Below are 26201 nucleotides of genomic sequence, written 5' to 3'. Positions count from 1 at the left end.
GCGCGCCGCCCTGCCCAGCAGCGTGGTCCTGCCGGAGGGCCACTGGGACGCGTACGCCAGCGTTACCGCGGAGAACCCGGACGCCCGGGTGGTGTCGGGCGACATGGACGTCCACCCGTCGGCGTCCCGCGTCCCCTATGTGACCCGGCAGGGCAACCTGAGCGTCGAGAGCCGGTTAGCGGTCAGGACGACGCTTGGTGGGACGGCGGCTCGGGCTGCGGCGCCTCCAGCGCGTGCTGCGGATGGTGCAGGTCGAACGCCGGGGCCTCCGAACGGATGCGCGGCAGCGTCGTGAAGTTGTGCCGGGGCGGCGGGCAGGAGGTCGCCCACTCCAGGGAGCGGCCGTACCCCCAGGGGTCGTCGACCTCGACCTTCTCGCCGTACCGGGCCGTCCTCCAGACGTTGTAGAGGAACGGCAGCGTCGACAGGCCGAGCAGGAACGCGCCGATCGTCGAGACCGTGTTGAGGGTGGTGAAGCCGTCGGCGGCGAGGTAGTCGGCGTACCGGCGGGGCATGCCCTCCGCGCCCAGCCAGTGCTGCACCAGGAACGTGGTGTGGAAGCCGACGAACAGCGTCCAGAAGTGGATCTTGCCGAGCCGTTCGTCGAGCATCTTCCCGGTGAACTTGGGCCACCAGAAGTGGAACCCCGCGAAGATCGCGAACACCACGGTGCCGAACACGACGTAGTGGAAGTGGGCGACCACGAAGTAGGTGTCGGACACATGGAAGTCCAGCGGCGGCGACGCGAGGATCACCCCGGTCAGCCCGCCGAACAGGAACGTCACCAGGAAGCCCGTCGCCCAGAGCATCGGTGTCTCGAAGGACAGCGATCCCTTGATCATGGTCCCGGTCCAGTTGAAGAACTTCACGCCGGTGGGCACCGCGATCAGGAAGCTCATGAAGGAGAAGAACGGCAGCAGCACCGCGCCCGTGACGAACATGTGGTGCGCCCACACCACGATCGACAGCCCGGTGATCGCCATCGTCGCGCCGACCAGCGTCAGATAGCCGAAGATCGGCTTCCGGCTGAAGACCGGGATGATCTCCGTGATGATGCCGAAGAACGGCAGCGCGATGATGTAGACCTCGGGATGCCCGAAGAACCAGAACAGGTGCTGCCACAGCAGCGCCCCGCCGTTGCCCGCCTCGAACACCACCGAGCCGAACCGGCGGTCCGCCTCCAGCACGAGCAGCGCGGCGGCCAGCACCGGGAACGCCATCAGGATGAGGATCGACGTGAACAGCGTGTTCCACGTGAAGATCGGCATCCGGAACATCGTCATCCCGGGCGCGCGCATCCCGATGATCGTCGTGATGAAGTTGACGGCGCCCAGGATCGTGCCGAAGCCGGCCAGGGCCAGGCCCATGATCCACAGGTCGGGTCCGATGCCGGGGGAGCGTTCGAGGCTGTTGAGCGGCGCGTAGGCGAACCAGCCGAACGACGCGGGCCCGTCCGGCGTGATCAGCGAACCCATCACGATCAGCCCGCCGAAGAGGAACAGCCAGTACGAGAACATGTTCAGCCGGGGGAAGGCCACGTCCGGGGCGCCGATCTGCAGCGGCATCAGCTCGTTGGCGAACCCGGCGAAGGTCGGCGTCGCGAACAGCAACAGCATGATCGTGCCGTGCATGGTGAAGAGCTGGTTGAACTGCTCGTTGCTCACGATCTGCGTCCCGGGCCGGGCCAGCTCGGCCCGCATCAGCAGCGCCATCAGACCGCCGGCCAGGAAGAACACGAACGACGTGATCAGGTAGAGATGGCCGATCTTCTTGTGGTCGGTCGTGGTCAGCCAGTCGACGACCACCCGGCCGCCGGGCCTGCCGCTCCGCACGGGTCGTGCCGTCGCCGGTACGGTCTGCGTCCCCATCGCTCGCTCGCCCCTTCGCTCGCCGTGCCCCGGGCCCGCTGAACCCGCGCCGCACGCGCCGACGCGAGCTCACGCCATGATGCTCGCGCCGGCGGTCGGGCGACAGAGGGCGTACGGAGGTTCTGTGGTAGAACCATGCACTTTCCGTGCGGAACCGGCAGCCGGAGCCCGCGCGAAATCCCCGGAAAAGGAGTGCCGAGGCGCTTGTGCGGGAACTCTCGCGCCCCTCTTACCGGGCCCTTCGGCGACACGCGGGAATTACGTTCGAATGCGCGCGGCGAGCCCCGGAAATCCCTCGTTCGTGTGACGGCTCTTCGTGTCCTCCACGGCCGTTCCGGTGAGCGAAACGCGTGTCGTGATGCTGTGACAGAAGCGTGACCCCGAAGGGACGGGGACGGCGGAGGAGCGTGCCGCGCCCCCTCCCGCGACCCCTGGCCCGAACCCGAGCGAAGGCCCTAGCGTGGGCCGCATGGCACCCATTCCGCATCCCCCCACCGAACCGCAGGACGACCCGGACACCTACGTCGGCCTCGATGCCGACGGGGCCGAGCGGCGCGCCCGGACCCGAGGGTGGTCCACGGTGCGCGCGCTGCCGCCGGGGGCGATCATCACGATGGAGTACCGCGCGGGACGGCTGAACTTCGAGGTGAAGGACGGCCAGGTCGTGCGGGCCTGGAAGGGCTGAGCACACCGAAGGCCCCGGCTTCCGAGGAGGGAGCCGGGGCCTTCGCCGTGCCGCGGGACGTCATGTGTGTGTACCGGACCCCGCGGACCGTGACGCGGGGTGTCAGCCGCCCGTGACCGGGCGGGCCGTGGGGGTGGCGCCGCGCGTGGTGCGCTCCGTGTGCGGCGGCCGGCGGCTCCCGGTCGGCGTCCCCGGGGCGCGCTCGGCGCGGGCGGTGTGCGGTCCGGGTGCCAGATAGACCGGCGCCCGGGGGGAGCGGGACGGATGGGCCGCCTCCCGGGCCGCGATCTCCTCCTCCGCGGCCGAGGGGCGCGAGGGCAGCAGCACCGGGGCCTCGACCGGCGTGACCGGCACGGCGCCGGCCGCCCGGCGCTCCCGCCAGCGGTCGCGCAGGTCCAGCAGCCAGGTCTCGGCGCGGGCGATCAGCGGCTCGAACCAGGGCAGGGCGAGCAGGATCAGCAGGCCGGCGGTCCAGCCGAGCACCACGTCGCTCAGCCAGTGCGTACCGAGGTAGACGGTCGACATGCCGACGCCCAGCGAGGTCACCGCCGACAGGGCGGACAGCCAGCGGCGGGCTCTCGGGGTGGAGGCCAGGTAGGCGAGGATGCCCCAGGTGACCACGGCGTTCGCGGTGTGACCGCTCGGAAATATATCGCCGCCGAGCCACATCTCGTTCGAGCCGATCGTGGTCGCGTAGTGCGGTCCGAGACGCCCCATGCCGAGCTTGGCGGCGCCCACGGTCACGTTCAGCAACAGCAGGGAGACGCCGAGGGCGAGCAGTGGACGCAGGGTGTGCTGCCGCCAGGAGCGCCAGCCCAGCCATGCGGCGACCATCACGGCGGTGGGGCCGCGCTGGCCCAGCACCACGTAGTAGTCGACGAAGGCGTGGATCTCGGCCCACTGCTGGTACGGGCGGAAGAACATGACCTGCCAGTCCAGCCGGACCAGCCACGAGGTGACGACGACGGCCCACACGATGGCCCCATAGAAGGCGAGGGCCGCCGCGAACAGCACGACCCGGTGCGGGGTCATCCGCGGCACATCGATGTGGGCCGGGCGTTCGGGCTCCCGGTCCAGCCTGGCGAAGACCCGGTCCAGACGGGTCAGCTTTGGTTCGGTACACACCCAATCGACGTTACAGCGAGTGAGCGGGGTACAACGGCGATTCCACGTCTTTGTGATGACGATGTGATGTGGCATTCCTCTCAGCGGGGCCCGCAATTCCTGTGAATCGCCAATCGGCGGGCGTTCTCTCCTTCAATTCCATTGATTGCCGCGACCCTTTGTTATTCGCGCCGTATGAATTCGCTCATCGGAGCATCGGGTGACCTTTACCCGGCGATCACCCTCCGGGGTGGGCCGGACGGGGGCCGGTACGGCCGATGGTGTGGCGTACGCCACAGAGGTGCGGCGGAGGTCTGAGAGGTCCGCCACTCGGCGCCCCCGCGGACTCGCGTACTCTGACGAGTCACTCGCCCTTCGTCGCGCGGGCCGGAGACACCGCTTGCTCCGGCCGAGTCTCGGGGAGTCCCCACCCCGTGAGCCCGCCGGGGCGAGGGAACATCTGGGAGGTACGTACATGTCCGGGACGACCACGGCCGCCGCTGCGCTGCGCCGTCGGGCGGCCGGGGCCGGTGCCAACCGCTGGGTCGTCCTCGTCGTCCTCTGCGTCAGCCTGCTGCTGGTCGCCGTCGACGCCACCGTCCTGCACGTGGCGGTGCCCGCCGTCACCGAGGACCTCCGACCCGGCGCGATAGAACTGCTCTGGATCGTCGACATCTACCCGCTCGTCTGCGCCTCGCTGCTGATCCTCTTCGGCACGCTCGGCGACCGGGTGGGCCGCAGACGCGTGCTGCTCCTGGGGTACGGCCTCTTCGGCCTCGCCTCGGGCCTGGCCGCCCTCGCCCACGATCCACAGGTGCTGATCCTCGCCCGCGCGCTGCTCGGCGTCGGCGGCGCCATGATCATGCCGGCCACCCTGTCCATCCTGCGCCAGGTCTTCCCCGACCGGCGCGAACGCGCCCTCGCCATCGGCATCTGGAGTGCCGTCGCCGCCGTGGGCGCGGCGGTCGGGCCCCTGCTCGGCGGCTTTCTGCTGGAGCACTTCTGGTGGGGCTCGGTCTTCCTCGTCAACATCCCGCTCATGCTGGTCAGCCTGCCGGTGGGACGCCTGCTGCTGCCCGAGTCGAAGGGCGACGGCCGGGGCCCCTGGGACGTCGTCGGCGCCCTGATGGCGGCGGCCGGACTCTTCGGCGTCGTGCTGGGCGTGAAGCGGCTCGGCGGCGGGGAGCCCGCCGTCAGCGCCCTCACCCTCGCACCGCTCCTGGCCGGCGCGGCCCTGCTGGTCCTCTTCGTGCGACGGCAGCGACGGCGCACGTACCCGCTGGTGGACCTCCGGATGTTCGCCCGGCCCGCGTTCAGCACGTCCGTCGGGTGCATCGTGCTGGCGATGCTCGCCCTGGTCGGCCTCGAACTGATCGCGGCGCAGTACCTCCAGCTGGTCCTCGGACTGTCCCCGCTGGAGACCGGGCTGCGGCTGCTCCCGCTGACCTTCGCCGCGATGGCGGCCGGGCTCGCGGGGGCGCGGATGCTGCGCCGGTTCGGGCCGCGGGCCATGGTGTGCTTCGGCTTCTGCCTGACGGCCGCCGCCGTGGTGCTGCTCACCTTCATGGGACGGACCGACAACTCCGCCCTCATGGTCGCCGGCTTCGTCCTGCTCGGCTTCGGACTGGAGACGACGCTCTTCGGGGCGTACGAGTCGATGCTCTCCGAGGCGCCGCAGGAGCAGTCCGGTGGCGCGGCGGCCATCGGTGAGACGTCCTACCAGCTTGGCGCCGGCATCGGCATCGCGCTGCTCGGCAGCGTCATGAACGCGGCCTACGCGCCCGGCCTCAGCCGCGTCGACGGCGTCCCCGCGTCCGCCTCCTCGTCCGCCTCCCACTCCCTGGGCGAGGCCTACGAGGTCGCCACGCAGCTCGGCGGCCGCGCGGGTCTGGCCCTGCGGCACGCGGCCCGGGACTCCTTCGTGCACGGGCTGCATGTGACGCTCCTCGTCAGCGCCGGTCTGCTGCTGCTCGGGGCCGTGATGGCGCTGCGCCTGCCCCGCGTCATGCAGTGCGAGGCCCCGCCCGTCGAGGTGCCCAAGCCGCGGGAGGCCGTGGAGCAGCCCCGCGTCTCCGCCTGACCTGGTCCGCCCGTCCCGGTGCGCACCGGACGTGCGGTCCTGGTGCGCACTGGACGTGCGGGGGAGCGCGTCGTAGCGTCGGGCCAGTCGATGATGATGAGCGGTGCTAGTTTTCGTGCTGCCGGAGGGTGTCCCATGTCCGCGTCCGTGAAGTTGCCCCCGTTCGACCCCGCCGACCCCCTCGGCATCGACGACCTGCTCGAACCCGAGGACCTGGCCGTCCGGGACACCGTGCGGCGGTGGGCGGCGGACCGGGTCCTGCCCCATGTCGCCGACTGGTACGAGAAGGGCGAACTGCCCGAAATCCGGGAGCTGGCGCGGGAGCTCGGCGGGATCGGCGCCCTCGGGATGTCCCTCACCGGCTACGGCTGCGCCGGCGCCTCCGCCGTGCAGTACGGCCTGGCCTGCCTGGAGCTGGAGGCCGCCGACTCCGGGATCCGCTCCCTCGTCTCCGTGCAGGGCTCCCTCGCGATGTACGCCATCCACCGCTTCGGCAGCGAGGAGCAGAAGCAGACCTGGCTGCCCCGGATGGCCTCCGGCGAGGTCATCGGCTGCTTCGGGCTGACTGAGCCCGACCACGGCTCCGACCCCGCCTCCATGCGCACCTACGCCAAGAAGGACGGCGCGGACTGGGTGCTCAGCGGGCGCAAGATGTGGATCACCAACGGGTCCGTCTCCGGGGTCGCCGTGGTCTGGGCGCAGACCGACGAGGGCATCCGCGGATTCGTCGTGCCGGCCGACAGCGCCGGGTTCTCCGCCCCGGAGATCAAGCACAAGCTGTCGCTGCGGGCCTCCGTCACCAGCGAGCTGGTCCTGGACGACGTACGGCTGCCGGCGGACGCCGTGCTGCCGGAGGTCGTCGGGCTGAAGGGCCCGCTCAGATGTCTCTCGCACGCCCGGTACGGGATCGTGTGGGGGGCCATGGGGGCGGCGCGGTCCTGCTTCGAGGCCGCCGTGGACTACGCGAGGACGCGGGAGCAGTTCGGCCGGCCGATCGGGGGCTTCCAGCTCACCCAGGCCAAGCTCGCCGACATGGCGCTCGAACTGCACAAGGGGATTCTGCTCGCCCACCATCTCGGGCGGCGGATGGACGCCGGCCGCCTGCGTCCCGAGCAGGTCAGCTTCGGCAAGCTCAACAACGTCCGCGAGGCCATCGACATCTGCCGTATGTCCCGGACGATCCTCGGCGCCAACGGGATCTCGCTCGAGTACCCGATCATGCGGCACGCGACCAACCTCGAGTCGGTGCTCACCTACGAGGGCACCGTCGAGATGCACCAGCTCGTGCTGGGCAAGGCGCTCACCGGGCTGGACGCCTTCCGGTGAACCCCATGAGGGGCAGGGCCGGCGAGCGGCCCTGCCTCAGCTCTGGTTGTAGAAGCCGTCCGCGCGGTGCGCCGCCGGGTCGCCGCTGACGATCTCGGTGTCGGCGGGGGACAGCAGGAACACGCGGTTGGACACGCGGTCGATCGAACCGCGCAGGCCGAAGATGAGCCCCGCCGCGAAGTCGACGACACGCTTGGCGTCGGCGGGCTCCATGGCCGTGAGGTTCATGATGACGGGGACGCCCTCCCGGAACAGCTCGCCGATGGCGCGGGCGTCCCGGAAGCTGTCCGGGGTGACCGTGCCGATCCGGCGGCCCTTCTCCTCGGCGACGTCCGTGGCCACCTTGACCCGCGGGTCGGTGACCCAGGCGTCCCCGGTTTCGGTCCCTTCGGAGTAGTCGTCGTCGTAGTAACGCTCGTCATCGTTGTCGTCAACGAGGCCCAGCCAGGCACTCGCCTTGCGCACCGATCCCATGGACGCCTCCTCTCACAGCGGTCTTTCTTTCCATTCCGCATCCCTATGGTCATCCATGATGCGGACGTCGCGCCAAGTGGATAGACGCCGCGCGGGGGGTTTGTGACGGTACTGGTGCACAGCGAATCCGTCGAGAGTCCGTGTCCCCCAAGGGGCGTGCCACAAACGGCTGCTGACTGTGAGTGAAATATGATTCTTCGCGGCGTCCGGGTGATGAGGGGTGCGTCCGGGTGAACGACGCGCCCGGGGGGAAAGGCACGGCGGCCGGTACGATGCGGCAGCCCGGCACACCGGAAAACCTCGGGGGAGCGTCATGTTCGGAATGGTCAGGCCCTGTCGGCATCGGCTCGGAGAGCGGTTCACCAGTGAATGGATGGCGCATCTGTGCGGGCTGTGCCTCGCGCTGCGCGGGGACCACGGGCAGCTGGCCCGGGTGGTCACGAACTACGACGGGCTGCTGATATCGGTCCTGACGGAGGCTCAGTCCGACCCGTCCGGAGCGCTGCGGCGTACGGCGGGGCCGTGTCCGCTGCGCGGAATGCGCACCGCGTCCGTCGCTCAGGGTGAGGGCGCCCGGCTCGCGGCCGCGGTCTCGCTGGTGCTGGCCTCGGCGAAGGTGCGCGACCATGTCGCCGACGGGGACGGGCTGCTGGCCCGCGGACCGGTGGCGCTCGCCGCGCGGCGGGTGGCCGCGGGCTGGGGCGCGGCGGGGCTGCGCTCCGGCTCCGCCGTCGGCTTCGACACGGGTGTCCTCGTCGACGCCGTCGACCGGCAGCTCGGCATCGAGACGCTCGCCGGGCCGGGCACTCCCATCCTGACCGTCACCGAGCCGACGGAGACCGCGACCGCAGCCGCCTTCGCGCACACCGCCGTCCTCGCCGGACGGCCGGGCAACGCCGGGCCGCTGGCCGAGGCGGGCCGGCTCTTCGGGCGGCTGGCGCACCTCCTGGACGCGGTGGAGGACCTGGCGGCCGACGCCGAGGCCGGTGCCTGGAACCCGCTGACCGCGACCGGGACCTCGCTCGCGGAGGCGCGGCGGCTCGCCGATGACGCCGTGCACGGGGTACGGCTGGCGCTGCGCGAGGTGGAGTTCACCGACCCCGGGCTCGCGCACCTGCTGCTCGTGCACGAACTGCGGCGCTCCGTGGACCGGGCGTTCGGCACGACTCCGGTCTGCTCCTCCCACCAGCCGGGCCCTTACGGACAGCCGCCGCAGCAGGGTTCCTATGGACAGCCGGCGCAGCAGGGTCCGTACGGCGCACAGCACAACCCGTACGCCGGGGGCGGGAATCCGTACGCCGGGGGTGGGGGCGCGCCCGGTGGAGGCGGGGGCGGCTTCGGCGGCTTCGGGGGCGGACCGGCTCCGCAGCCCCCGAAGGGACGGCGCGGCTTCTGGGCGGGCTGCGGCATGTTCTGGCTGCTGTGCTGCACCTGCAAGCTGTGCTGCGCGAAGGAGTACGAGGGCCCGTGGTCCCGCAAGAAGCGCGAGGGCTGCTGCCGCGACTGCGACTGCGACGGGTGCGACTGCTGCTGCCCTTGCGACGGTTGTTGAGAGGCGTCCAGGGCCTCGCGTTCGGATCGGGGGAAGGCGTGAGCGCCATCCGGAGGGGCTAATTCCGGCCACTCGACGGTCGGCGGAGGCGCGCGCGGGAGCGGGGCCCGGCGGGTCGATGCGCGGCGGGGCGCGTGGCGCGGGGAGTCCCGGGGGAGTGCACACCGGGTGCCGAAGCGGGGGTCGGACGGCGGGCGGCGCCCCGCCGGGACCATGGCCCGCGCCCTTCTTGTGCGGGCGCCGGGCGTCTCTCCACGCCTGTGCGGGCCACCGGGGACGCGCGGCACGCAACCCGCTCTGACCGGCGCCGATGCGGACAGCCTTGGCCAACACACATACACGGTTCAAATGTTGACGGCCGAAAGGCACCCTTGTGCCGACCGGTCGTTCGGCCGAATACTCCCCTCAGCGCTTGTCAGGGGCACGGCATGTTCGGAATCCGGACATCCGGCCTGCTGACTGCGCCTCACCGGCCCCGACCCCACGCGGGCCCCCGACTTCCCTTGGAGGGAACGAAACGTGAGGATCAAGCGCACCACTCCCCGCGGCGGCATCACCAGACGGACCCGGCTGATCGCCGTGTCCTCCGGACTCGTCGCCGCGGCGGCTTTCGCGATCCCCAACGCGACCGCCGCGGAAACCCCCACCACCTTCAGCGCGTCCCAGCTCAAGAGCGCCAGCAGTTCCGTGCTGAAGGCCGACGTCCCGGGCACCGCCTGGTCCGTCGACAGCAAGACCAACCGCGTCACGGTGACCGTCGACAGCACGGTCTCCCAGGCGGAGATAGCGAAGATCAAGGAGCAGGCCGGGTCCAACGCGGACGCGCTCACGATCAAGCGCACCCCCGGCAAGTTCCAGAAGTTCATCCAGGGCGGGGACGCCATCTACGCGAGCAGCTGGCGCTGTTCGCTCGGCTTCAACGTCCGGGACAGCAGCGGCAACGAGTACTTCCTGACCGCCGGCCACTGCACCGACGGCGCGGGAACCTGGTGGTCCAACTCCTCCCACAGCACGGTCATCGGCTCGACCGCCGGTTCCAGCTTCCCGGGCAACGACTACGGCATCGTGCGCTACACCGGCTCCGTCAGCCGGCCCGGCACGGCCAACGGCGTGGACATCACCCGCGCCGCCACGCCGAGCGTGGGCACGACCGTCATCCGGGACGGCTCGACCAGCGGGACGCACAGCGGCCGGGTCACCGCCCTCAACGCGACCGTCAACTACGGCGGCGGCGACATCGTCTCCGGCCTGATCCAGACCACGGTCTGCGCCGAGCCCGGCGACTCCGGCGGCTCGCTCTACGGCAGCAACGGCACGGCGTACGGTCTGACCTCCGGCGGCAGCGGCAACTGCACCTCCGGCGGCACGACCTTCTTCCAGCCGGTCACCGAGGCCCTGTCCGCCTACGGCGTCAGCGTCTACTGACCGTCGTGCCGGCACGGCACATGTGAGGTCCGCCCGGCATCGGGCCGAGCCCCCGCACGCGATCCGCGTGCGGGGGCTCGTTGTTGTGCCCGCACAACAGAGGGGCGATTTCAGGACAGGAGTAGACCTCACCCGCTGCTGATGCCCCGCTCGCTCGCGGTGTTTGCTGAGCGAACACGACAGGCGTGACTGTGCATGGTCAAAAGTTGGGGGGTGTGTGCGTGCGTTCTGTGCCCGTCCTGAAGTCGACCTTGTGTGCTCCTGTCGAACATAGGAATAGTGAGGCGTGTTCAACCGGCGCGGGTGTGGCTTTTGTTGTGAGTCGCCCCCGTGGCCGTACGCCTTCCGGTCCGACGAGGTCCCCACAACCTCCCGGGCCGACCCCCCACAGGAGGACGTGAGTTGAAGCACCGACGCATACCCAGGCGCCGTGTCGCCCTGGCCGGTGCGGGCATCGCCGCACTGGTCGCCGCGGGAGTGACCTTGCAGTCCGCGAACGCGAGTGAGACGCCGCAGGCGTCCGCGCCGAAGACCCTGTCGGCCGGCGCGGCCGGAAAGCTCGCCTCGACGCTCGTGGAGGACCTCGGCGCCGACGCCGCGGGCACCTACTACGACGCCGAGGCCAAGAGCCTCGTGGTGAACGTCCTCGACGAGGCCGTCGCCGGCACCGTCGAGGCGGCCGGCGCCAAGGCGCGGGTCGTCCAGAACTCGCTCGCCGAGCTCAGAAGCGCCCGTACCACCCTGCAGAAGGACGCCACCATCCCGGGCACCGCCTGGGTGACGGACCCGACCGCCAACAAGGTCGTGGTCACCGCCGACCGCACGGTCTCCAAGGCCGAGTGGGCCAAGCTCACCAAGGTCGCGGACAAGCTCGGCGCCACGGTCGAACTGAAGCGCTCGAAGGGGGAGTTCAAGCCCTTCATCGCGGGCGGTGACGCGATCACCGGAGGCGGCGGGCGGTGCTCGCTCGGCTTCAACGTCGTCAAGGGCGGCGAGCCGTTCTTCCTGACGGCCGGGCACTGCACCGAGTCCATCTCGACCTGGTCCGACTCCAGCGGTCAGCAGATCGGCACCAACGCGGACTCGAGCTTCCCGGACAACGACTACGGCCTGGTCAAGTACACGGCCGACGTCGACCACCCGAGCGAGGTGAACCTCTACAACGGTTCCGCTCAGGCCATCAGCGGTGCCGCCGAGGCCACCGTGGGCATGTCGGTCACCCGGAGCGGTTCGACCACCCAGGTGCACGAGGGCAAGGTGACCGGCCTGGACGCCACCGTGAACTACGGCAACGGCGACATCGTCAACGGCCTGATCCAGACCGACGTCTGCGCCGAGCCCGGCGACAGCGGCGGCTCGCTGTTCTCCGGCGACAAGGCGGTCGGCCTCACCTCCGGTGGCAGCGGGGACTGCACCTCCGGTGGCGAGACCTTCTTCCAGCCGGTGACCGAGGCGCTGTCCGCCACGGGTACCGAGATCGGCTGACGCCTCTCCACGAGAGCCCCGCCCCCGCTGTCGGGGGGCGGGGCTCTTCGGTGTCTCCTCACGGGGCGCCGGCGGCCTTCGCCCGGTCCGGGTCCCGCTCCCGGCCCCGCAGGACCGCCGCCAGCAGGGCGACGACCACGCCGCCGACCGCCCACGCCGACATGACCAGCAGGGAGCCCGTGGAGTCGTTGCCCCGGAAGTAGGCGATCGAGCGGGCCGCCCAGGTGCCCGCGCCCGGGGGCAGGGCGGGGCCGATGTCCTTCCAGAACGGTGGGAGCAGCGGGGGCGGCAGGGCGCCGCCGGCGCTCGGGTTGCCCAGGATCACCACGATCAGGATGGCCAGGCCGATACCGGCCAGGCCGATGAGGGACTGGAAGGCGAGGGTGGCCGCGCCGACCGCGAAGACGGTCAGGGTGCCCAGGCCCCACAGGGCGGGGACGCTGCCCGGGAGCGCGCCGAGGATCGGCCCGACGATCAGGGCGCCGCCGAGTCCCGCGACGGCGGCGACGACGGCCATCGCGAGGAGGCGGATCAGGGTGCGCCGCGGGGTGGGGCGGCGGGCGCCGGAGCTGATCGTCATGATCGACGCGCACAGATAGCCGCCCACGCACCAGCCCACGACCAGGTAGAACGCCGTGAGCCCGTTGGCGTCCTGGGGGTCGGCCGGAACCACGTCGACGGTGCGCAGGGTGCGGCCCTGCGCCCGCTCCAGGTCGGTGAAGACCGTCGTCAGGGTGAGGGCCAGGACCTTCCCGCCGGCGCTGGCGACCAGGAGGGTGTCCCGGGTGCCGGCCGGGTCGATCACCAGGGCGCCGTCGATGTCGCGGTTCAGGATCTGGGCGCGGGCGGTCTTCGCGTCGGGGAGCGCGCGGGGGTCCAGGGGGCTGCCGGGTAGCCCGGCCAGCCGGTCCACCGTCTGCCCGGCGACCGCCGGGGGCGCCACCACACCGACGGGGACGTCCTTGGGCTTCGGGTCGTGGAGCGCGCCGACGTAGGACGTGATGAAGAGCAGGCTGAGGGCGAGCACCCCGGCCACGAGCAGGGTGGCCCGGGGGGTGACGGCCTCCTTCACCTCGGCGAGGAAGGGGATGGGGTGCGTCATGCCTCCACGGTCCGTGGGCGGCGGCGTCCGCGCAGGTGGGGGAGGCCCGAACAGGTGTCGTACGGGTGTTCGATAAAGGAGGCCGGGATGGTTTATGGTGAGGGAGTAGGGAACTGATGTTCGAGGGTCGATCTCGGGCCCGCGAAGGAGGTGCGCGTGTCGGGCTTCACGCATCTGCGCACCGTCTCCGGGTTCTCCCTGCGGCACGGAGCCTCCCACCCGGAGCGGCTGGCCGAGCGGGCCGCCGAGCGGGGCATGGACGCCCTGGCCCTCACCGACCGCGACTCGCTCTCCGGTGCCGTCCGCTTCACCAAGGCCTGCGCCGCCGCCGGGGTGCGCCCCCTGTACGGCGTGGAGCTGGCGGTGGAGGAGGCCGCGCCGCGCGGGGAGGCCCCGGGCCGCCGGCGGACCCCGGTGCGCGGCGGCGCGTTCGTCGACGAGCCCGCGCAGCGGGTCACCTTCCTCGCCCGGGACGGGGCGCACGGCTGGGCCGACCTGTGCCGGCTGGTCTCCGCCGCCCACCGCGGCGACGGCCCGCCCCTGCTGTCCCGGGCGGACAACCGGGGCGACGGGCTGACCGTCCTGCTCGGACCCGCGTCCGACGTGGGCCGCGCGCTGGCCGCCGGCCGCCCCGACCGGGCGGCCCGGCTGCTCGAGCCCTGGCGGGAGGTCTACGGCGACGCCCTGCGGCTGGAGGCCGTGTGGCACGGGCGCCAGGGCACCGGGCCGGGCTCGCTGCGGCTCGCCGCCCGGACCGTGGGCTTCGCCGCCGAGCAGCGCATCCGGCCCGTGCTGAGCAACGCCGTGCGGTACGCCGACCCCGGCCTCGGACCGGTCGCCGAGGTGCTGGACGCCGCCCGGCGGCTCATGCCCGTCGACGCCCTCGGGGAACGGGACTCCGGTCAGGCCTGGCTCAAGGACCCCGAGGAGATGGAGCGGGTCGCCGAACGGGTCGTGGAGGCGGCGGGCTTCCGTCCCGGCGCGGCACGCCGGCTGCTGGAGCAGACCGCGGCGACCGCCGCCGAGTGCCGCGTCGACGCCGAGGACGACCTCGGCATCGGCACCGTCCACTTCCCCGAGCCGTATCTCGTCGGCGCCGGCCGGCGCTCCGCCCAGCGGGCGCTCGCCTCCCGGGCGGTGGCCGGCATGGTGCGGCGTGGCTACGACGGGCGGCGGGCGTACTGGGAGCGGATGCACCACGAGCTGGACATCATCGCCCACCACGGGTTCGCCTCCTACTTCCTGACGGTGGCCCAGGTCGTCGACGACGTACGGGACATGGGGATCCGGGTCGCCGCCCGGGGGTCCGGCGCGGGCTCGCTCGTCAACCACCTGCTGGGCATCGCGCACGCCGACCCCGTCGAGCACGGGCTGCTGATGGAGCGCTTCCTGTCCAAGCGGCGGCTGGTGCTGCCGGACATCGACATCGACGTGGAGTCCGCGCGGCGGCTCGAGGTGTACCGCGCGATCATCGACCGGTTCGGGAGCGAACGCGTGGCGACCGTCTCGATGCCGGAGACCTACCGGGTGCGGCACGCGATCCGGGACGTGGGCGCGGCCCTGTCCATGGACCCGGCCGACATCGACCGCATCGCCAAGTCCTTCCCGCACATCCGGGCCCGGGACGCCCGCGCGGCCCTGGACGAGCTGCCCGAGCTGCGCCGGCTGGCCGGGGAGCGGGAGCGGTACGGCAGGCTGTGGGAACTGGTGGAGGCGCTGGACGCCCTGCCGCGCGGCATCGCCATGCACCCGTGCGGGGTGCTCCTGTCCGACGCCACCCTGCACTCCCGGACGCCCGTCGTGCCGACCAGCGGCGAGAGCCTGCCCATGTCGCAGTTCGACAAGGAGGACGTGGAGGACCTCGGGCTGCTCAAGCTCGACGTGCTCGGGGTGCGGATGCAGTCGGCGATGGCGCACGCGGTCGCCGAGGTGGAGCGGGCCACCGGCGAGCGGGTCGACCTGGACGGGGTGCCCGACGGCGACCCGGCGACGTACGGGCTGATCCGGTCCACCGAGACGCTCGGCTGCTTCCAGATCGAGTCGCCGGGCCAGCGGGACCTCGTCGGACGGCTCCAGCCGGCCACCTTCCACGACCTCGTCGTGGACATCTCGCTCTTCCGGCCCGGACCGGTCGCCGCCGACATGGTGCGGCCGTTCATCGAGGCCCGGCACGGCCGGGCGCCGGTGCGCTACCCGCACCCGGACCTGGCGGAACCGCTGCGGGACACGTACGGGGTCGTCGTCTTCCACGAGCAGATCATCGACATCGTGCACCTGATGACCGGGTGCGGACGGGACGAGGCCGACCGGGTGCGGCGCGGGCTCTCCGACCCGGAGTCGCAGGCGCGGATCCGGGTGTGGTTCGCCCAGCACGCGGCCGCCAAGGGGTACGACGCGGAGACCATCGGGCGCACCTGGGAGATCGTCGAGGCGTTCGGGTCGTACGGCTTCTGCAAGGCGCACGCGGTCGCCTTCGCCGTGCCGACCTACCAGTCGGCCTGGCTGAAGGCCCACCACCCGGCCGCCTTCTACGCAGGGCTGCTCACCCACGATCCCGGGATGTACCCGAAGCGGCTGCTGCTGGCGGACGCGCGGCGGCGCGGGGTGCCGATCCTGCCGCTGGACGTGAACGTCTCCGGCGTCACCCACCGGATCGAACTGGTGTCTGATTCAGGAGGGTCCGGCGGCACCTGGGGGCTGCGGCTCGCCCTCTCCGACGTGCACGGCATCAGCGAGGCCGAGGCGGCCCGGATCGCGGCCGGGCAGCCGTACGCCTCCCTGCTCGACTTCTGGGAGCGGGCCCGCCCCAGCCGCCCGCTCGCCCAGCGGCTCGCCCAGGTCGGCGCGCTGGACGCGTTCGGCGCCAACCGGCGGGACCTGCAACTGCACCTGACCGAACTGCACCGGGGCGCCCGGGGCGGCGGCGGGGACCAGCTCCCGCTGGCCGGCGGCCGGCGGACGGCCCCGGCCGGGCTGCCCGACCTGACCTCGGAGGAACGCCTCAGCGCCGAGCTGGGAGTGCTGTCGATGGACGCCTCGCGCAATCTCATGGACGACCACCGGGAGTTCCTCCAGGAGCTGGGCGTGGTCGGCGCGCGCCGGCTGCGGGAGGCGCGGCACGGGGAGACCGTGCTGGTCGCGGGTGCCAAGGCGGCCACCCAGACCCCGCCGATCCGGTCCGGCAAGCGGGTCATCTTCAGCACGCTCGACGACGGGACGGGCCTGGTCGACCTCGCCTTCTTCGACGACTCGCACGACGCCTGCGCCCACACCGTCTTCCACTCCTGGCTGCTGCTGGTGCGGGGCGTCGTGCAGCGGCGCGGGCCGCGCAGCCTCAGCGTCGTGGGCTCCGCCGCCTGGAACCTCGCGGACCTGCTGGAGGTGCGCCGGACCGAGGGCCTGGAGGGCGTCGCCGCCCGGCTGGCCGGTGACGGCGGCCCCGACGGCGGCCCCGACGGCGAGGGGGCGGCGCGCCGCAGGCTCGCCGGGTCGGAGGGGGCGCCCGCGCCGGCCGGCTCCGCGGCCCAGGACCGCATGGAACGGCAGCGGACGATCCGCATGTCCACGGGGTACGAGATGCACCCCTGGGCCGATCTGCGTCCCGCGGGCGAAGGGCCCGCGGGTGGACGGAAGTTGTGGCACCAGAGTCCGGGGAGTGCGGGATGACCATCCTCTGCGTACGTTTCCAGCTGCCGACCGGGGACGAGACGGCCCTGCCCGGGCTGCTCGGACTGCTGGAGGACTTCACGCCCGTCGTCCAGGCGCTGCCCCCGGACCTGGCGCTGGCCGATCTGCGCGGCGCCGAACGGTACTTCGGCCGGGACGCCGTCGAGCTGGCGTCGGTGATCCGGGTGCGGGCCCTCGCCCACCACGGGGTCGACTGCGCGATCGGCGCGGGCCCGGGCCCCATGCTGGCCCGCGTGGCCCTCGGGGACGCCCGGCCCGGCGTGACCGGAGTGGCGCCCTCGGAGCCGGACTCCCTCGCGGCGTTCCTGGCCGAGCGGCCCGTCGCCGCGCTGCCCGGCGTCGGCCCGGCCACCGCCCGCACCCTCGGCGCGTACGGCCTCGACACCCTCGGCCGGGTCGCCGCCGCGCCCCTGTCCACCCTCCAGCGGCTGATCGGCGCCCGGGCCGGCCGGGAACTGCGCGAGAAGGCGGGCGGGGTCGACCGCGGCCGGGTCGTCCCGAACGCCGTGTCCCGCTCGCTGGCCGCCGAACGCCCCTTCCCCCGCGACGAACTCGACCCCGGACGGCACCGCCGCGCCCTGCTCTCCGCCGCCGAGGAACTGGGCGCCCGGCTGCGCGCCCTGGACAAGGTCTGCCGCACCCTGACCCTCACCGTGCGCTACGCGGACCGCTCGTCCACGACCCGCAGCCGCACCCTGAGCGAACCGACGGCCCACTCGGCGGCTCTGACCAGGACCGCCTACGGCCTGTACGAGGCCCTGGGATTCCAGCGCGCCCGCGTCCGGGCGGTCGCGCTGCGCGCCGAGGGCCTCGACCCGGCCGAACGGGCCTCGTACCAGCTCACCTTCGACCCGGTGGACGAGAAGGCACGCCGTGTCGAGGAGGCCGCGGACCGGGTGCGGGCGAGGTTCGGGGCGCGCGCGGTGGTGCCGGGGGCGCTGGCCGCGTGACCTCAGCGGGCCCACGGGGGCGCGATGCGCGTGCCGTCCGCGAGTTCGGCCTCCAGGCCGACGAGCGTGGTCACCCAGGTGATCGCGGGACGCGCGCCCGGGTTCTCGACGGTGAGGGTGGCGCCGGCGTTGACGATGAGCGTGTCGCCCGCGGTGACGCGGGTCGTCTCCCCGTCGAGGGTGACGCGCAGTTCGCCGTCGAGGACGTGCAGGATCTCCTCCTTGCTGACGGTGTGCGCGGGCGCGCGGGTGCCGGCGGGCACCTCGCCGCGCCAGGCGCACAGCTCCCGGCTGCCGGTGAGCGGGGTGGCGTACGAGACGAAACGGGCGCCGTGCATCTCGTGCACCACGGCGTCGGACGGACGGACGACGGGCATGACGGACTCCTCCATGATGGTCAAGCTGCTTGACTATATGGTCAAGCAGCTTGACCGATTGCGCAAGGGTGTTTCAATGCCTGCGTGCAGAACTCCGACGCCATGGCCCTGTCCGCCGCCCTGCTCGCCGCCGCGGGCGACCTCACCCGGCGCATCCACGACGGCGTGGTCGCCCGGGGCTTCGAAGGGCTGCGGCCCGCGCACGGGTTCGCGTTCGCCCGGCTCGCCCCGGACGGCGCCACGGTCACCGAGCTGGCCGCCCATCTCGGCGTCACCAAGCAGGCCGCCAGCCAGCTCGTCGACGAGATCGTGCGCAAGGGCTACGCCGAGCGGCGCCCGCACCCCGGTGACGCGCGCGCCCGGCTGGTCGTGCTCACCGAGCGGGGGTGGGCCTGCACCCGCGCCGCCGAGGAGGCGGCGGCGCAGGCCGTGGGGGTCTGGGCGGCTCGGCTGGACGAGGGGGAACTGCGGGCCCTGCTGCACGGGCTGACGCGCATCGCCTCCGACGGGCCGGTCCGTCCCGGTTGGTGACGGTCTGTCAGGGGTCCCTATCAGATCCCCGGCTACCGCTGGAAGTTTTTACCGACGCGTAACTTCCCAGTGAGTGCTACTCGCCCGTAACTTGACGAGTGAACAGCATCCTTCGTGATCCGGATCACAGGGCGTAAGGCCGTCGCACCTCCCCCCTGAGCCGCGAGGAGATCACCCGATGCTGCCCTGGAAACGAGTGCTCAGACCGCTGGCCGCACTGCTGCTGACCGCCGCGGTCGCCGTCGTCCCCGCCACCGCCGCCCAGGCCGCCCCGGCGGCGGCACCCAGCAGCGGCTGGAACGACTACTCCTGCAAGCCCTCCGCCGCCCACCCCCGCCCCGTCGTCCTGGTGCACGGCACCTTCGCCAACTCCGTCGACAACTGGCTGTTCCTAGCGCCCTATCTGACAAACCGGGGCTACTGCGTCTTCTCCCTCGACTACGGGCAGCTGCCGGGCGTGCCGCTCTTCCACGCCCTCGGGCCCATCGACAAGTCCGCCGAACAGCTGTCGGCCTTCGTCGACAAGGTGCTCGCGGCCACCGGCGCCGCCAAGGCCGACCTCGTCGGCCACTCCCAGGGCGGCATGATGCCCCGCTACTACCTCAAGTTCCTCGGCGGCGCCCCCAAGGTGAACGCCCTCGTCGGCATCGCGCCCAACAACCACGGCACCACCCTGTCCGGGCTCGCCAACCTGCTGCCGTACTTCCCCGGCGCCGGCGACCTCCTGAACGCCGCCACCCCCGCCCTCGCCCAGCAGGTCGCCGGGTCCGACTTCATGAAACGGCTCAACGCCGGCGGCGACACCGTCCCCGGGGTGCGCTACACCGTCATCGCCACCAAGTACGACGAGGTGGTCACCCCGTACCGCACCCAGTTCCTGTCCGGCTCCTCCGTGAAGAACGTCCTCATCCAGGACAAGTGCGCGATCGACCTGTCCGAACACGCCCTCGTGGGCCTCACCGACCGCATCGCCTTCCACGAGGTGGCCAACGCGCTCGACCCGGCCCATGCCACCCCGACCACCTGTGCGTCCGCGATCGGCTGACCGCGGACACACCGCCGGGGCCTGACCGGCCTGAGCCGCCGTTCAGGCCCCGGAACCCAGGGGGTGTCCCGGGGTCAGCGCCGGGCGCCCGCCGCCCGCCGGCGCACCGACGCGAACAGGACCGCCGAACCCAGCGCCAGCGTGGCCGCCCCGCCCACCGCCAGATACCCGGTGGAGGCGTCCCCTCCCGTCTCCGCCAGGTTCTCCCCGGCGCTCGCGGCCTTCGGCCGGTTCGCCGCGACGGACGGCGTCGCTCCGGCAGCGGCCGGCTCCGCCGACGTGCGGGCGTCCTGGTCCCCGTGCCCGCCGTGCTCGACCGTCGACTTCTCCGTACCGGCCTCGATCTGCTCCTCGGAGGGCGCGGAAGCGCTCGGCGCCGGCGACGACTCGGGAGCCGTCGTGGACCCGCCGCCCGCGGTGCCGCCGCTACCGCTGCCGCCGTTTCCGCCGTTTCCGCCGTTCCCGCTGTTTCCGCCGAAGGTGACGTCCGAGCAGGAGTAGAACGCCTCCGGGCTGTCCGAGCGCTGCCACACCGCGTACAGCACCTGCTTGCCCGACCGCTCGGGCAGTGTGCCGGAGAACGTGTAGAAGCCGCCCTCCGCCGCCGGGTCCACGGCGCTCGCCACCGGATGCGCCAGATCCAGGTCACCCCAGGCCAGCGGCTTCGACGGGTCGTAGCCCGGCTTGGTGACGTACACCTTGAAGGTGCCCTTGTGGGGGGCCGTGACCCGGTACTTGAAGGTGTACGACCCGCTGCTCACGCTCGTCGCCGGCCAGTCCGCGCGGGCCAGGTCGAGCCCCTTGAACTCCTCGTTGCCCGCGCTGCACAGCTTCCCGTCCGGGATCAGCTGCTGGTGCCGGCCGCCGGCGTCGCCGATGCGGATGCCGTTCCAGTCGTACAGGGCCTGGGTGCCGCCGGCCGCGACGGCCGCCTTGCACGCGGCGGACTTCGGGCTCTCCGGGCCCTCCGCGTAGCACTGCGAGACCCGGCTGACCGGGTCGCCCATCGTGCCGTGCGCCGAGGCGGGCGCGGCGGCGAGTGCGGTCAGGGCGAGCGGTGTCAGACCGAGCGCGGCGACGGCGGCGGCCTTGCGGCGTGCGGGCATGGCGGATCTCCTCAGGGGCCTGGTGCAGGGGGTGAATCCCGTGGGGGCGATCAGAAGTTAGCCCGGATGAACGCCGAAATCGCCTGCCCGAGAGGCCTGATGGCGATCTTTAGGGTCGCCTTAAGGGACCGCTCAGCCTGGGATCAGGTAGCTACCGTCGTCCCATGACGAGCGAGCAGATCCGGCCGGCCACCGCCGCCGACGTGCCGGCCGTGAAGGCGGTGACCGACGCGGCGTTCACGCCGTACATCGAGCGCATCGGGGTGGTCCCCGTGCCCATGGAGGCGGACCACACGGCGAACGTGGCCGCGGGCAAGGTGTATGTGACGGGCCGGCCCGTCACCGGGCTGGTCGTGGTCGAGGCGCACCCCGGCCACCTGTACCTGGACACCGTCGCCGTGCATCCCGACGCCCAGGGACAGGGCGTCGGGGGACGGCTGCTGCGGTTCGTCGAGGCACACGCGCGTGCGCTCGGCCTGCCCGAGGTCAGGCTGTACACGAACGCGATGATGTGGGAGAACCAGAGGATCTACCCGAAGTACGGCTACGAGCTCGTCGAGCGGCGCGTGAGCGGTCCCTACGACCGCCTGCACTACCGCAAGCGGCTCGGCTGATCCGGCCCGGTACGGCGGACGGCGTGTCTCAGCCTTCCGGCCACCAGGTGCGGGCGATGTCCTTGCGGATCTCGGGTCGTCCCGACGGGGACTGCTCCGCCTCCTCGCGGACCCTGCGGGCATCCGGCTTCTTCAGGGGCTTCTGCACGGTTGTCCGGCGCATGGCTGCCTCCTTCAGTGCAGTGCCTACCGTGTTCCGCGTTGGCACGGAGGTAGACGCGTCCGGGGAGAGTTCCTCATCGCCGCAGGTCCTGTCAGTGGCGGCCGTCACGAATCCCGTTGTCAGTGGCGGGTGTCACGCTGGGTCCATGACGAACGGTGAACAGCCCCTCAGCAGCGCGTACACGGACTGGGACGCCGCCGCCCCCACCTTCGACGACGAGCCCGACCACGGCCTGCGCGACCCCGAGGTGCGGCGGGCGTGGGCGGACCGGCTCGCCTCCTGGCTGCCCGCCCGCGCCGGCGACGTCCTCGACGTCGGCTGCGGCACCGGCAGTCTGTCGCTGCTCGCGGCCGAGCAGGGACACCGCGTGACGGGCGTGGACCTGTCCCCGGCGATGGTGGAGCGCGCCCGCGCCAAGCTCGCCGGACGTGACGCGGTGTTCCTCGTCGGTGACGCGGCGGCGCCACCGGTCGGCGAGGACCGCTTCGACGTCGTACTCGTCCGGCACGTCCTGTGGACGCAGGCGGACCCCGCGCGCGTGCTGCGGCACTGGGTGGGGCTGCTGCGGCCCGGGGGACGGCTGGTGCTGGTGGAAGGCGTGTGGGGCACGGTCAGCCCGGTCGGCATACCGGCCGACCGGCTCACCGGCCTGCTCGCTCCCCTCACCGGGGACGCCCGCGTGGAGCGGCTGTCGGACGACGCCCGGCTGTGGGGGAGGACCGTGACCGACGAGCGGTACGCGGTCGTCGCCGTCCCGTAGCCGTCTACCGCAGCAGCGACTCCAGGCCGCCCTCGCCCCTCGCGCGCGCCTCCAGCTCGTCCAGCGCGGCGACCGCCGCGGCGGCGGCCTCGGGGTCCGCCTCGGTCAGACCGCTCTCGGCGAACTCGTCCTCGTCGAGCCGGCGCACCTCGGCCCCGTCGGCCGAGCACCACAGGTCCAGGTCGAGGTCCTCCACCACCAGCTCGCCGCCGGACCGCGTGGCCGGGCGGGTGACGTCGCAGTACCAGCCCTTGCGGGCGCCCGACGCGGCGCGGACCTCCTTCACCGAGTACCAGCGGTCCCGCCAGTAGTACTCGGTGAAGACGTCGCCCGGCTCGAAGCGCACGAAGCCGAAGTCACGGACCCCGGAGCCCGCCCACGGGGCGCGGACGGCGACCCGGACGCCGTCGTCGTCCAGCAGCTCCGCCGCGTAACGGATCTTCGTACGCCCGCCCTTGACGAGCACCACGTCCAGCCGGACGGGCCGGTCAGCCGAGTTCACGGACATGCCGCACCTCCGTCGCGCGGATCTCGTACCCGAACCGGCGGTTGACTGCCAGCATGGCTGCATTGTCGCTGTCGTTGCCGGTCAGCGCCTCCTCGTACCCCGCGGCACGGGCGCGGTGCAGCGAATGGCTCTTGACCAGCCGGGCCAGGCCCCGCCCGCGGAAGGAGCGCGCGGTCCCGGTCATGGCCGTCGCGTAGCGGGCCGTGCCGTCCGTGTGCGCGAGGCTGAACGCCACGGGACGGCCGTCGGCCACCGCCACCGAGCTGAGGCCGAGGTCGAGGAGCGGATGCCGCCAGGTCTCCCGCAGCCACGCCTCGTAGTCGGTGAACTCGGCGGGCACATCGCTCGGTTCGTCCGCGGTCACCTCGGTGTCCAGCACGAACAGCGGGCGCGGGTCGTCCGCGAAGTCGGCCGCCGTGCGCAGCTCCACGCCGGGCGGCGGATCCTGGAGCGGGGGCAGCGCCCCGCCGCCCAGGTCCAGCCGCAGGAAGTGCGAGGAACGGCTGGGCCGGTAGCCGCGGCGCCCGGCGAACGCCCGGTGCCCCGGCTCGTCCAGCACCCAGGAGAACAGCCTGGTCGCACCCCGCGCCGCCAGGTGCTCCTCGGCGACCCGCACCAGCAGCCCGCCCGCGCCGCGCCCCGTACGGTCCGGCCGTACATAGATGTTGAGGTACCCCTGGCCCGGCTCCGGGCTGTCGTACGCCAGCCCGGTCTGGGCCGTGCCGATCGTCTCGCCGTCCTCCTCCGCCACCAGGGAGCGGTAGTGGGCGTCGGGGTGGGTGTGCGTCTGATGGTGCCGGACCGCGTCCTCGTTCCACAGCATGTGCGGCAGGGCGAGGCGCCGGCAGTGGACGAACCGCCCGACGTCGCCGGGGTCTTCGATACGGAGGTCGCGCACGATCACGGTCATGGCGCGCACGCTAGACGGGGACCTGCCGGGGGTGCCTCCCATTTTCCGGCGGGTACGGGACAATCGGCCTGTGACCTTGAAGATCCACATCGACGACAGTGCCGTCGCGCCGTACGAGCAGGTGCGGGCGCAGATCTCCGAGCAGGCACGGTCGGGGGTGCTTCCGGTGGGCTACCGGCTGCCCACCGTGCGCGGGCTCGCCCAGTCCCTGGGGCTGGCCGCCAACACCGTCGCCAAGGCGTACCGGGCGCTGGAGAACGACGGGGTGATCGAGACACGGGGACGCAACGGCACGTTCGTGGCGGCCGCCGGCTCCGCCGCCGAACGCGAGGCCGCGTCGGCCGCCCAGGGCTATGCCGAGCGGGTCCGCCGGCTCGGCCTCGACGAGGACGCGGCGCTCGAGGCCGTACGGGACGCGCTGCGGGCCGCCTACGAGGACTGAGCCGCCGGGCGCAGCAGGCGCTCCGGCGTCCGGGTCGGCTCCCGGCCCGCCCTGCGCGCCGCCCGCGCGAACGTCATGGCGTCCTCGACCGCCGCGCCCGTCGGGTCGTTGTTGAAGTACGCGTACACGTCCTCGCCGGCGGACCAGGTGCCGGAAAGGCGCCCCACCCAGGTCTCCAGCGCCTGCCGGCCGTAGTGCGGCCGGCGCCGGGCGCGGCCCCCGTGGAAGCGGACGTACCCCCAGTCCGCGGTGCGCCACAGCGGGGTCACCGGCCGCGACCCCACGTCGGCCCAGCACAGGGCGGCGCCCCGGGTCTCCAGGACGCCCCGCGTGAGGGGCGTCCACCAGCTGTCGTGCCGGGGCTCCACGGCGACCCGGACGCCGGCCGGGAAGCACGCCAGGCAGGCGTCCAGCAGCCCGGCGTCCGCCCGCAGCGTCGGCGGCAGCTGCAGCAGGACCGGGCCCAGCCGGCCGCCGAGGCCCTCGGCGTGGGTCATCAGCCGGCGCACCGGCTCCTCGGGGTCCTTCAGCCGCTTGATGTGGGTCAGATAGCGGCTCGCCTTCACCGCGACCACGAAGTCGTCGGGCACCCGCTCCCGCCACGCCTCGAAGTTCTCGCGCGACGGCAGCCGGTAGAAGGCGTTGTTCAGCTCGACCGTGGCGAACCGGGCCGTGTACTCCTCCAGCCACCGCCGCACGGGCACGTCCGCCGGGTACAGGACGCCCCGCCAGTCCCGGTACTGCCACCCCGAGGTGCCGACGAACAAGGTCATACACCCATCAAAACACCTGGGTCACAGATACAGCCCGGCGTCGGCGCCGTCCCGCGGGTCCGGCAGCGACGTCGGCGAGGTGCCCCGCTTCAGCGCGTACAGCTCGGCCAGGGTGGCGCCCTCGCGGCCCACGCCCTCGTCCGTGCCGAGCCAGCCGATCGCCTCCGGGCGGGTCAGCGGCCCCACCTCGATCCGGGCCAGACAGCGGCCCGGGCGGACCACGGCCGGGTGCAGCCGCTCCAGGTCCTCGTTGGTGGTGACGCCCACCAGGACGTTGCGGCCCTGGCCCAGCAGGCCGTCCGTCAGGTTCAGCAGCCGCGACAGGGCCTGCCCCGCCGTGTGCTTCGCCTCGCCCCGGATCAGTTCGTCGCAGTCCTCCAGGAGCAGCAGCCGCCAGCGGCCCTTGCCCGTCGAGTCGTCCTCGCCGATCGCGATGTCCATCAGATACCCGACGTCACCGAACAGGCGCTCCGGGTCCAGCACACAGTCCACCTGGCACCAGTCCCGCCACGAGCGGGCCAGGGTGCGCAGCGCCGACGTCTTGCCGGTGCCGGGCGGGCCGTGCAGCAGCAGGAGCCGGCCCGCGATGTCCTCCGGCGTCGTCTTCATCAGCCGGTCCATCGCGTCCGCCACCGGCGCCGTGTAGTTGGGCCGGACCTCCTCCCAGGTGCCCGCCGAGATCTGCCGGGTCGTGCGGTGCGGGCCGCGTCGCGGGGAGACGTACCAGAAACCCATGGTCACGTTCTCCGGCTGCGGTTCGGGTTCGTCGGCCGCGCCGTCCGTCGCCTCGCCCAGCACCCGCGCCGCCAGTTCCTCGCTGGTGGCGGTCACGGTGACGTCGGCGCCGCGGTTCCAGCGGGAGATCAGCAGCGTCCAGCCGTCGCCCTCCGCCAGGGTCGCGCTGCGGTCGTCGTCGCGGGCCGCGCGCAGCACCCGCGCGCCCGGCGGCAGCAGGGTCGCCCCGGACCGGACACGGTCGATGTTCGCCGCGTGCGCGTACGGCTGCTCGCCCGTCGCGAAGCGGCCGAGGAACAGCGCGTCGACGACGTCGGACGGCGAGTCGCTGTCGTCGACGTTGAGCCGGATCGGCAGAGCGTCGTGTGGGTTCGCAGACATGCGGCCATGATCCGTCACCAGGGGTCGGCGTGCACCCGGTTTCCCCGTCGCGTCCCGCCCCGTCCCGCCGGGGCACCGGGTGCCGACGAAACCTGCCCGGGCGGCGCTCACCCCCGTT

The 26201-nt window shown here is 72.7% G+C and carries 24 protein-coding genes; 13 read left to right on the top strand and 11 right to left on the bottom strand.

The window, feature by feature from the left end; genetic code table 11:
* Positions 1 to 182 precede the first annotated feature (182 nt).
* The gene (gene ctaD, locus F8R89_RS07845; protein ID WP_151783280.1) at positions 183 to 1868 is read right to left on the bottom strand and encodes a cytochrome c oxidase subunit I; all 1686 of its coding nucleotides are present in this window, start codon (positions 1866 to 1868) and stop codon (positions 183 to 185) included.
* Between the two features lie 469 nt (positions 1869 to 2337).
* On the opposite strand from ctaD, the gene F8R89_RS07840 reads away from it, so the two are divergent.
* A complete protein-coding gene (locus F8R89_RS07840; RefSeq protein ID WP_062670700.1) occupies positions 2338 to 2553 on the top strand; it encodes an I78 family peptidase inhibitor in 216 nt (71 codons plus the stop codon).
* A 102-nt stretch (positions 2554 to 2655) separates the two neighbouring features.
* Here F8R89_RS07840 and F8R89_RS07835 read toward each other — a convergent pair whose 3' ends face one another.
* Complete coding sequence (locus F8R89_RS07835; RefSeq protein WP_151783279.1) at positions 2656 to 3678, bottom strand: phosphatase PAP2 family protein; 1023 nt, start codon at positions 3676 to 3678, stop codon at positions 2656 to 2658.
* Between the two features lie 454 nt (positions 3679 to 4132).
* Here F8R89_RS07835 and F8R89_RS07830 point away from each other — a divergent pair, with 454 nt between their 5' ends.
* Positions 4133 to 5737, top strand: a complete 1605-nt coding sequence (locus F8R89_RS07830; RefSeq protein ID WP_151783278.1) for an MFS transporter — start codon at positions 4133 to 4135, stop codon at positions 5735 to 5737.
* Between the two features lie 135 nt (positions 5738 to 5872).
* Entirely contained in the window at positions 5873 to 7063 is a 1191-nt protein-coding gene (locus tag F8R89_RS07825) for an acyl-CoA dehydrogenase family protein (protein ID WP_151783277.1), read from the top strand.
* A 36-nt stretch (positions 7064 to 7099) separates the two neighbouring features.
* Here F8R89_RS07825 and F8R89_RS07820 read toward each other — a convergent pair whose 3' ends face one another.
* On the bottom strand, positions 7100 to 7537 hold the full coding sequence (locus tag F8R89_RS07820; protein ID WP_151783276.1) for a cell division protein SepF: 438 nt from the start codon (positions 7535 to 7537) through the stop codon (positions 7100 to 7102).
* A gap of 313 nt (positions 7538 to 7850) precedes the next feature.
* Here F8R89_RS07820 and F8R89_RS07815 point away from each other — a divergent pair, with 313 nt between their 5' ends.
* The 3 genes from F8R89_RS07815 to F8R89_RS07805 all read left to right on the top strand — a co-directional run bounded on the left by F8R89_RS07815 (position 7851) and on the right by F8R89_RS07805 (position 11999).
* Positions 7851 to 9089 (top strand): DUF5685 family protein, encoded by a 1239-nt coding sequence (locus F8R89_RS07815; RefSeq protein ID WP_192806067.1) that lies wholly within the window; start codon positions 7851 to 7853, stop codon positions 9087 to 9089.
* A 519-nt stretch (positions 9090 to 9608) separates the two neighbouring features.
* The gene (locus F8R89_RS07810; protein WP_151783275.1) at positions 9609 to 10514 is read left to right on the top strand and encodes a S1 family peptidase; all 906 of its coding nucleotides are present in this window, start codon (positions 9609 to 9611) and stop codon (positions 10512 to 10514) included.
* A 402-nt stretch (positions 10515 to 10916) separates the two neighbouring features.
* The gene (locus F8R89_RS07805; RefSeq protein ID WP_151783274.1) at positions 10917 to 11999 is read left to right on the top strand and encodes a S1 family peptidase; all 1083 of its coding nucleotides are present in this window, start codon (positions 10917 to 10919) and stop codon (positions 11997 to 11999) included.
* Positions 12000 to 12057: 58 nt separating this feature from the next.
* Here F8R89_RS07805 and F8R89_RS07800 read toward each other — a convergent pair whose 3' ends face one another.
* Positions 12058 to 13101, bottom strand: coding sequence for a DUF3533 domain-containing protein (locus F8R89_RS07800; protein WP_151783273.1), 1044 nt, complete (start codon positions 13099 to 13101; stop codon positions 12058 to 12060).
* A gap of 156 nt (positions 13102 to 13257) precedes the next feature.
* On the opposite strand from F8R89_RS07800, the gene F8R89_RS07795 reads away from it, so the two are divergent.
* Entirely contained in the window at positions 13258 to 16767 is a 3510-nt protein-coding gene (locus tag F8R89_RS07795) for a DNA polymerase III subunit alpha (protein ID WP_151783272.1), read from the top strand.
* Positions 16764 to 17738, top strand: a complete 975-nt coding sequence (locus F8R89_RS07790; RefSeq protein WP_151783271.1) for a DNA polymerase thumb domain-containing protein — start codon at positions 16764 to 16766, stop codon at positions 17736 to 17738. The genes F8R89_RS07795 and F8R89_RS07790 overlap by 4 nt, the downstream gene beginning before the upstream one ends.
* A gap of 2 nt (positions 17739 to 17740) precedes the next feature.
* Here the strand turns inward: F8R89_RS07790 and F8R89_RS07785 are convergent, their stop codons facing one another.
* Positions 17741 to 18115, bottom strand: a complete 375-nt coding sequence (locus F8R89_RS07785) for a cupin domain-containing protein (protein ID WP_151788029.1) — start codon at positions 18113 to 18115, stop codon at positions 17741 to 17743.
* 84 nt (positions 18116 to 18199) lie between these two features.
* Between F8R89_RS07785 and F8R89_RS07780 the strand changes: the two genes are divergently transcribed.
* On the top strand, positions 18200 to 18646 hold the full coding sequence (locus F8R89_RS07780; protein ID WP_151783270.1) for a MarR family winged helix-turn-helix transcriptional regulator: 447 nt from the start codon (positions 18200 to 18202) through the stop codon (positions 18644 to 18646).
* A 178-nt stretch (positions 18647 to 18824) separates the two neighbouring features.
* On the top strand, positions 18825 to 19691 hold the full coding sequence (locus F8R89_RS07775) for an esterase/lipase family protein (RefSeq protein WP_151783269.1): 867 nt from the start codon (positions 18825 to 18827) through the stop codon (positions 19689 to 19691).
* Positions 19692 to 19765: 74 nt separating this feature from the next.
* Here the strand turns inward: F8R89_RS07775 and F8R89_RS07770 are convergent, their stop codons facing one another.
* Complete coding sequence (locus F8R89_RS07770) at positions 19766 to 20797, bottom strand: lytic polysaccharide monooxygenase (protein ID WP_151783268.1); 1032 nt, start codon at positions 20795 to 20797, stop codon at positions 19766 to 19768.
* 164 nt (positions 20798 to 20961) lie between these two features.
* On the opposite strand from F8R89_RS07770, the gene F8R89_RS07765 reads away from it, so the two are divergent.
* Complete coding sequence (locus F8R89_RS07765) at positions 20962 to 21411, top strand: GNAT family N-acetyltransferase (RefSeq protein ID WP_151783267.1); 450 nt, start codon at positions 20962 to 20964, stop codon at positions 21409 to 21411.
* A gap of 28 nt (positions 21412 to 21439) precedes the next feature.
* Here the strand turns inward: F8R89_RS07765 and F8R89_RS37090 are convergent, their stop codons facing one another.
* Positions 21440 to 21574 carry a hypothetical protein gene (locus F8R89_RS37090; RefSeq protein WP_151783266.1) on the bottom strand — a complete coding sequence of 45 codons (135 nt, stop codon included), beginning with the start codon at positions 21572 to 21574 and terminating at the stop codon, positions 21440 to 21442.
* Positions 21575 to 21719: 145 nt separating this feature from the next.
* Between F8R89_RS37090 and F8R89_RS07755 the strand changes: the two genes are divergently transcribed.
* Positions 21720 to 22334, top strand: coding sequence for a class I SAM-dependent methyltransferase (locus F8R89_RS07755; RefSeq protein WP_151783265.1), 615 nt, complete (start codon positions 21720 to 21722; stop codon positions 22332 to 22334).
* A gap of 4 nt (positions 22335 to 22338) precedes the next feature.
* Here the strand turns inward: F8R89_RS07755 and F8R89_RS07750 are convergent, their stop codons facing one another.
* Entirely contained in the window at positions 22339 to 22842 is a 504-nt protein-coding gene (locus F8R89_RS07750) for a DUF402 domain-containing protein (protein ID WP_151783264.1), read from the bottom strand.
* Entirely contained in the window at positions 22823 to 23752 is a 930-nt protein-coding gene (locus F8R89_RS07745) for a GNAT family N-acetyltransferase (RefSeq protein ID WP_151783263.1), read from the bottom strand. Before F8R89_RS07745 ends, F8R89_RS07750 begins: the two co-directional genes overlap by 20 nt.
* A 70-nt stretch (positions 23753 to 23822) precedes the next feature.
* On the opposite strand from F8R89_RS07745, the gene F8R89_RS07740 reads away from it, so the two are divergent.
* Positions 23823 to 24194, top strand: coding sequence for a GntR family transcriptional regulator (locus tag F8R89_RS07740; protein ID WP_192806066.1), 372 nt, complete (start codon positions 23823 to 23825; stop codon positions 24192 to 24194).
* Here F8R89_RS07740 and F8R89_RS07735 read toward each other — a convergent pair.
* On the bottom strand, positions 24182 to 24967 hold the full coding sequence (locus tag F8R89_RS07735) for a DUF72 domain-containing protein (RefSeq protein WP_151783262.1): 786 nt from the start codon (positions 24965 to 24967) through the stop codon (positions 24182 to 24184). The genes F8R89_RS07740 and F8R89_RS07735 overlap by 13 nt on opposite strands.
* Before the next feature lie 21 nt (positions 24968 to 24988).
* Positions 24989 to 26083 carry a DUF5925 domain-containing protein gene (locus F8R89_RS07730; RefSeq protein WP_151783261.1) on the bottom strand — a complete coding sequence of 365 codons (1095 nt, stop codon included), beginning with the start codon at positions 26081 to 26083 and terminating at the stop codon, positions 24989 to 24991.
* Positions 26084 to 26201: the final 118 nt, after the last annotated feature.

The sequence above is a fragment of the Streptomyces sp. SS1-1 genome (genome assembly GCF_008973465.1).
Taxonomy (GTDB): Bacteria; Actinomycetota; Actinomycetes; order Streptomycetales; family Streptomycetaceae; genus Streptomyces.
This window is presented reverse-complemented; position numbering and strand designations above follow the sequence as displayed.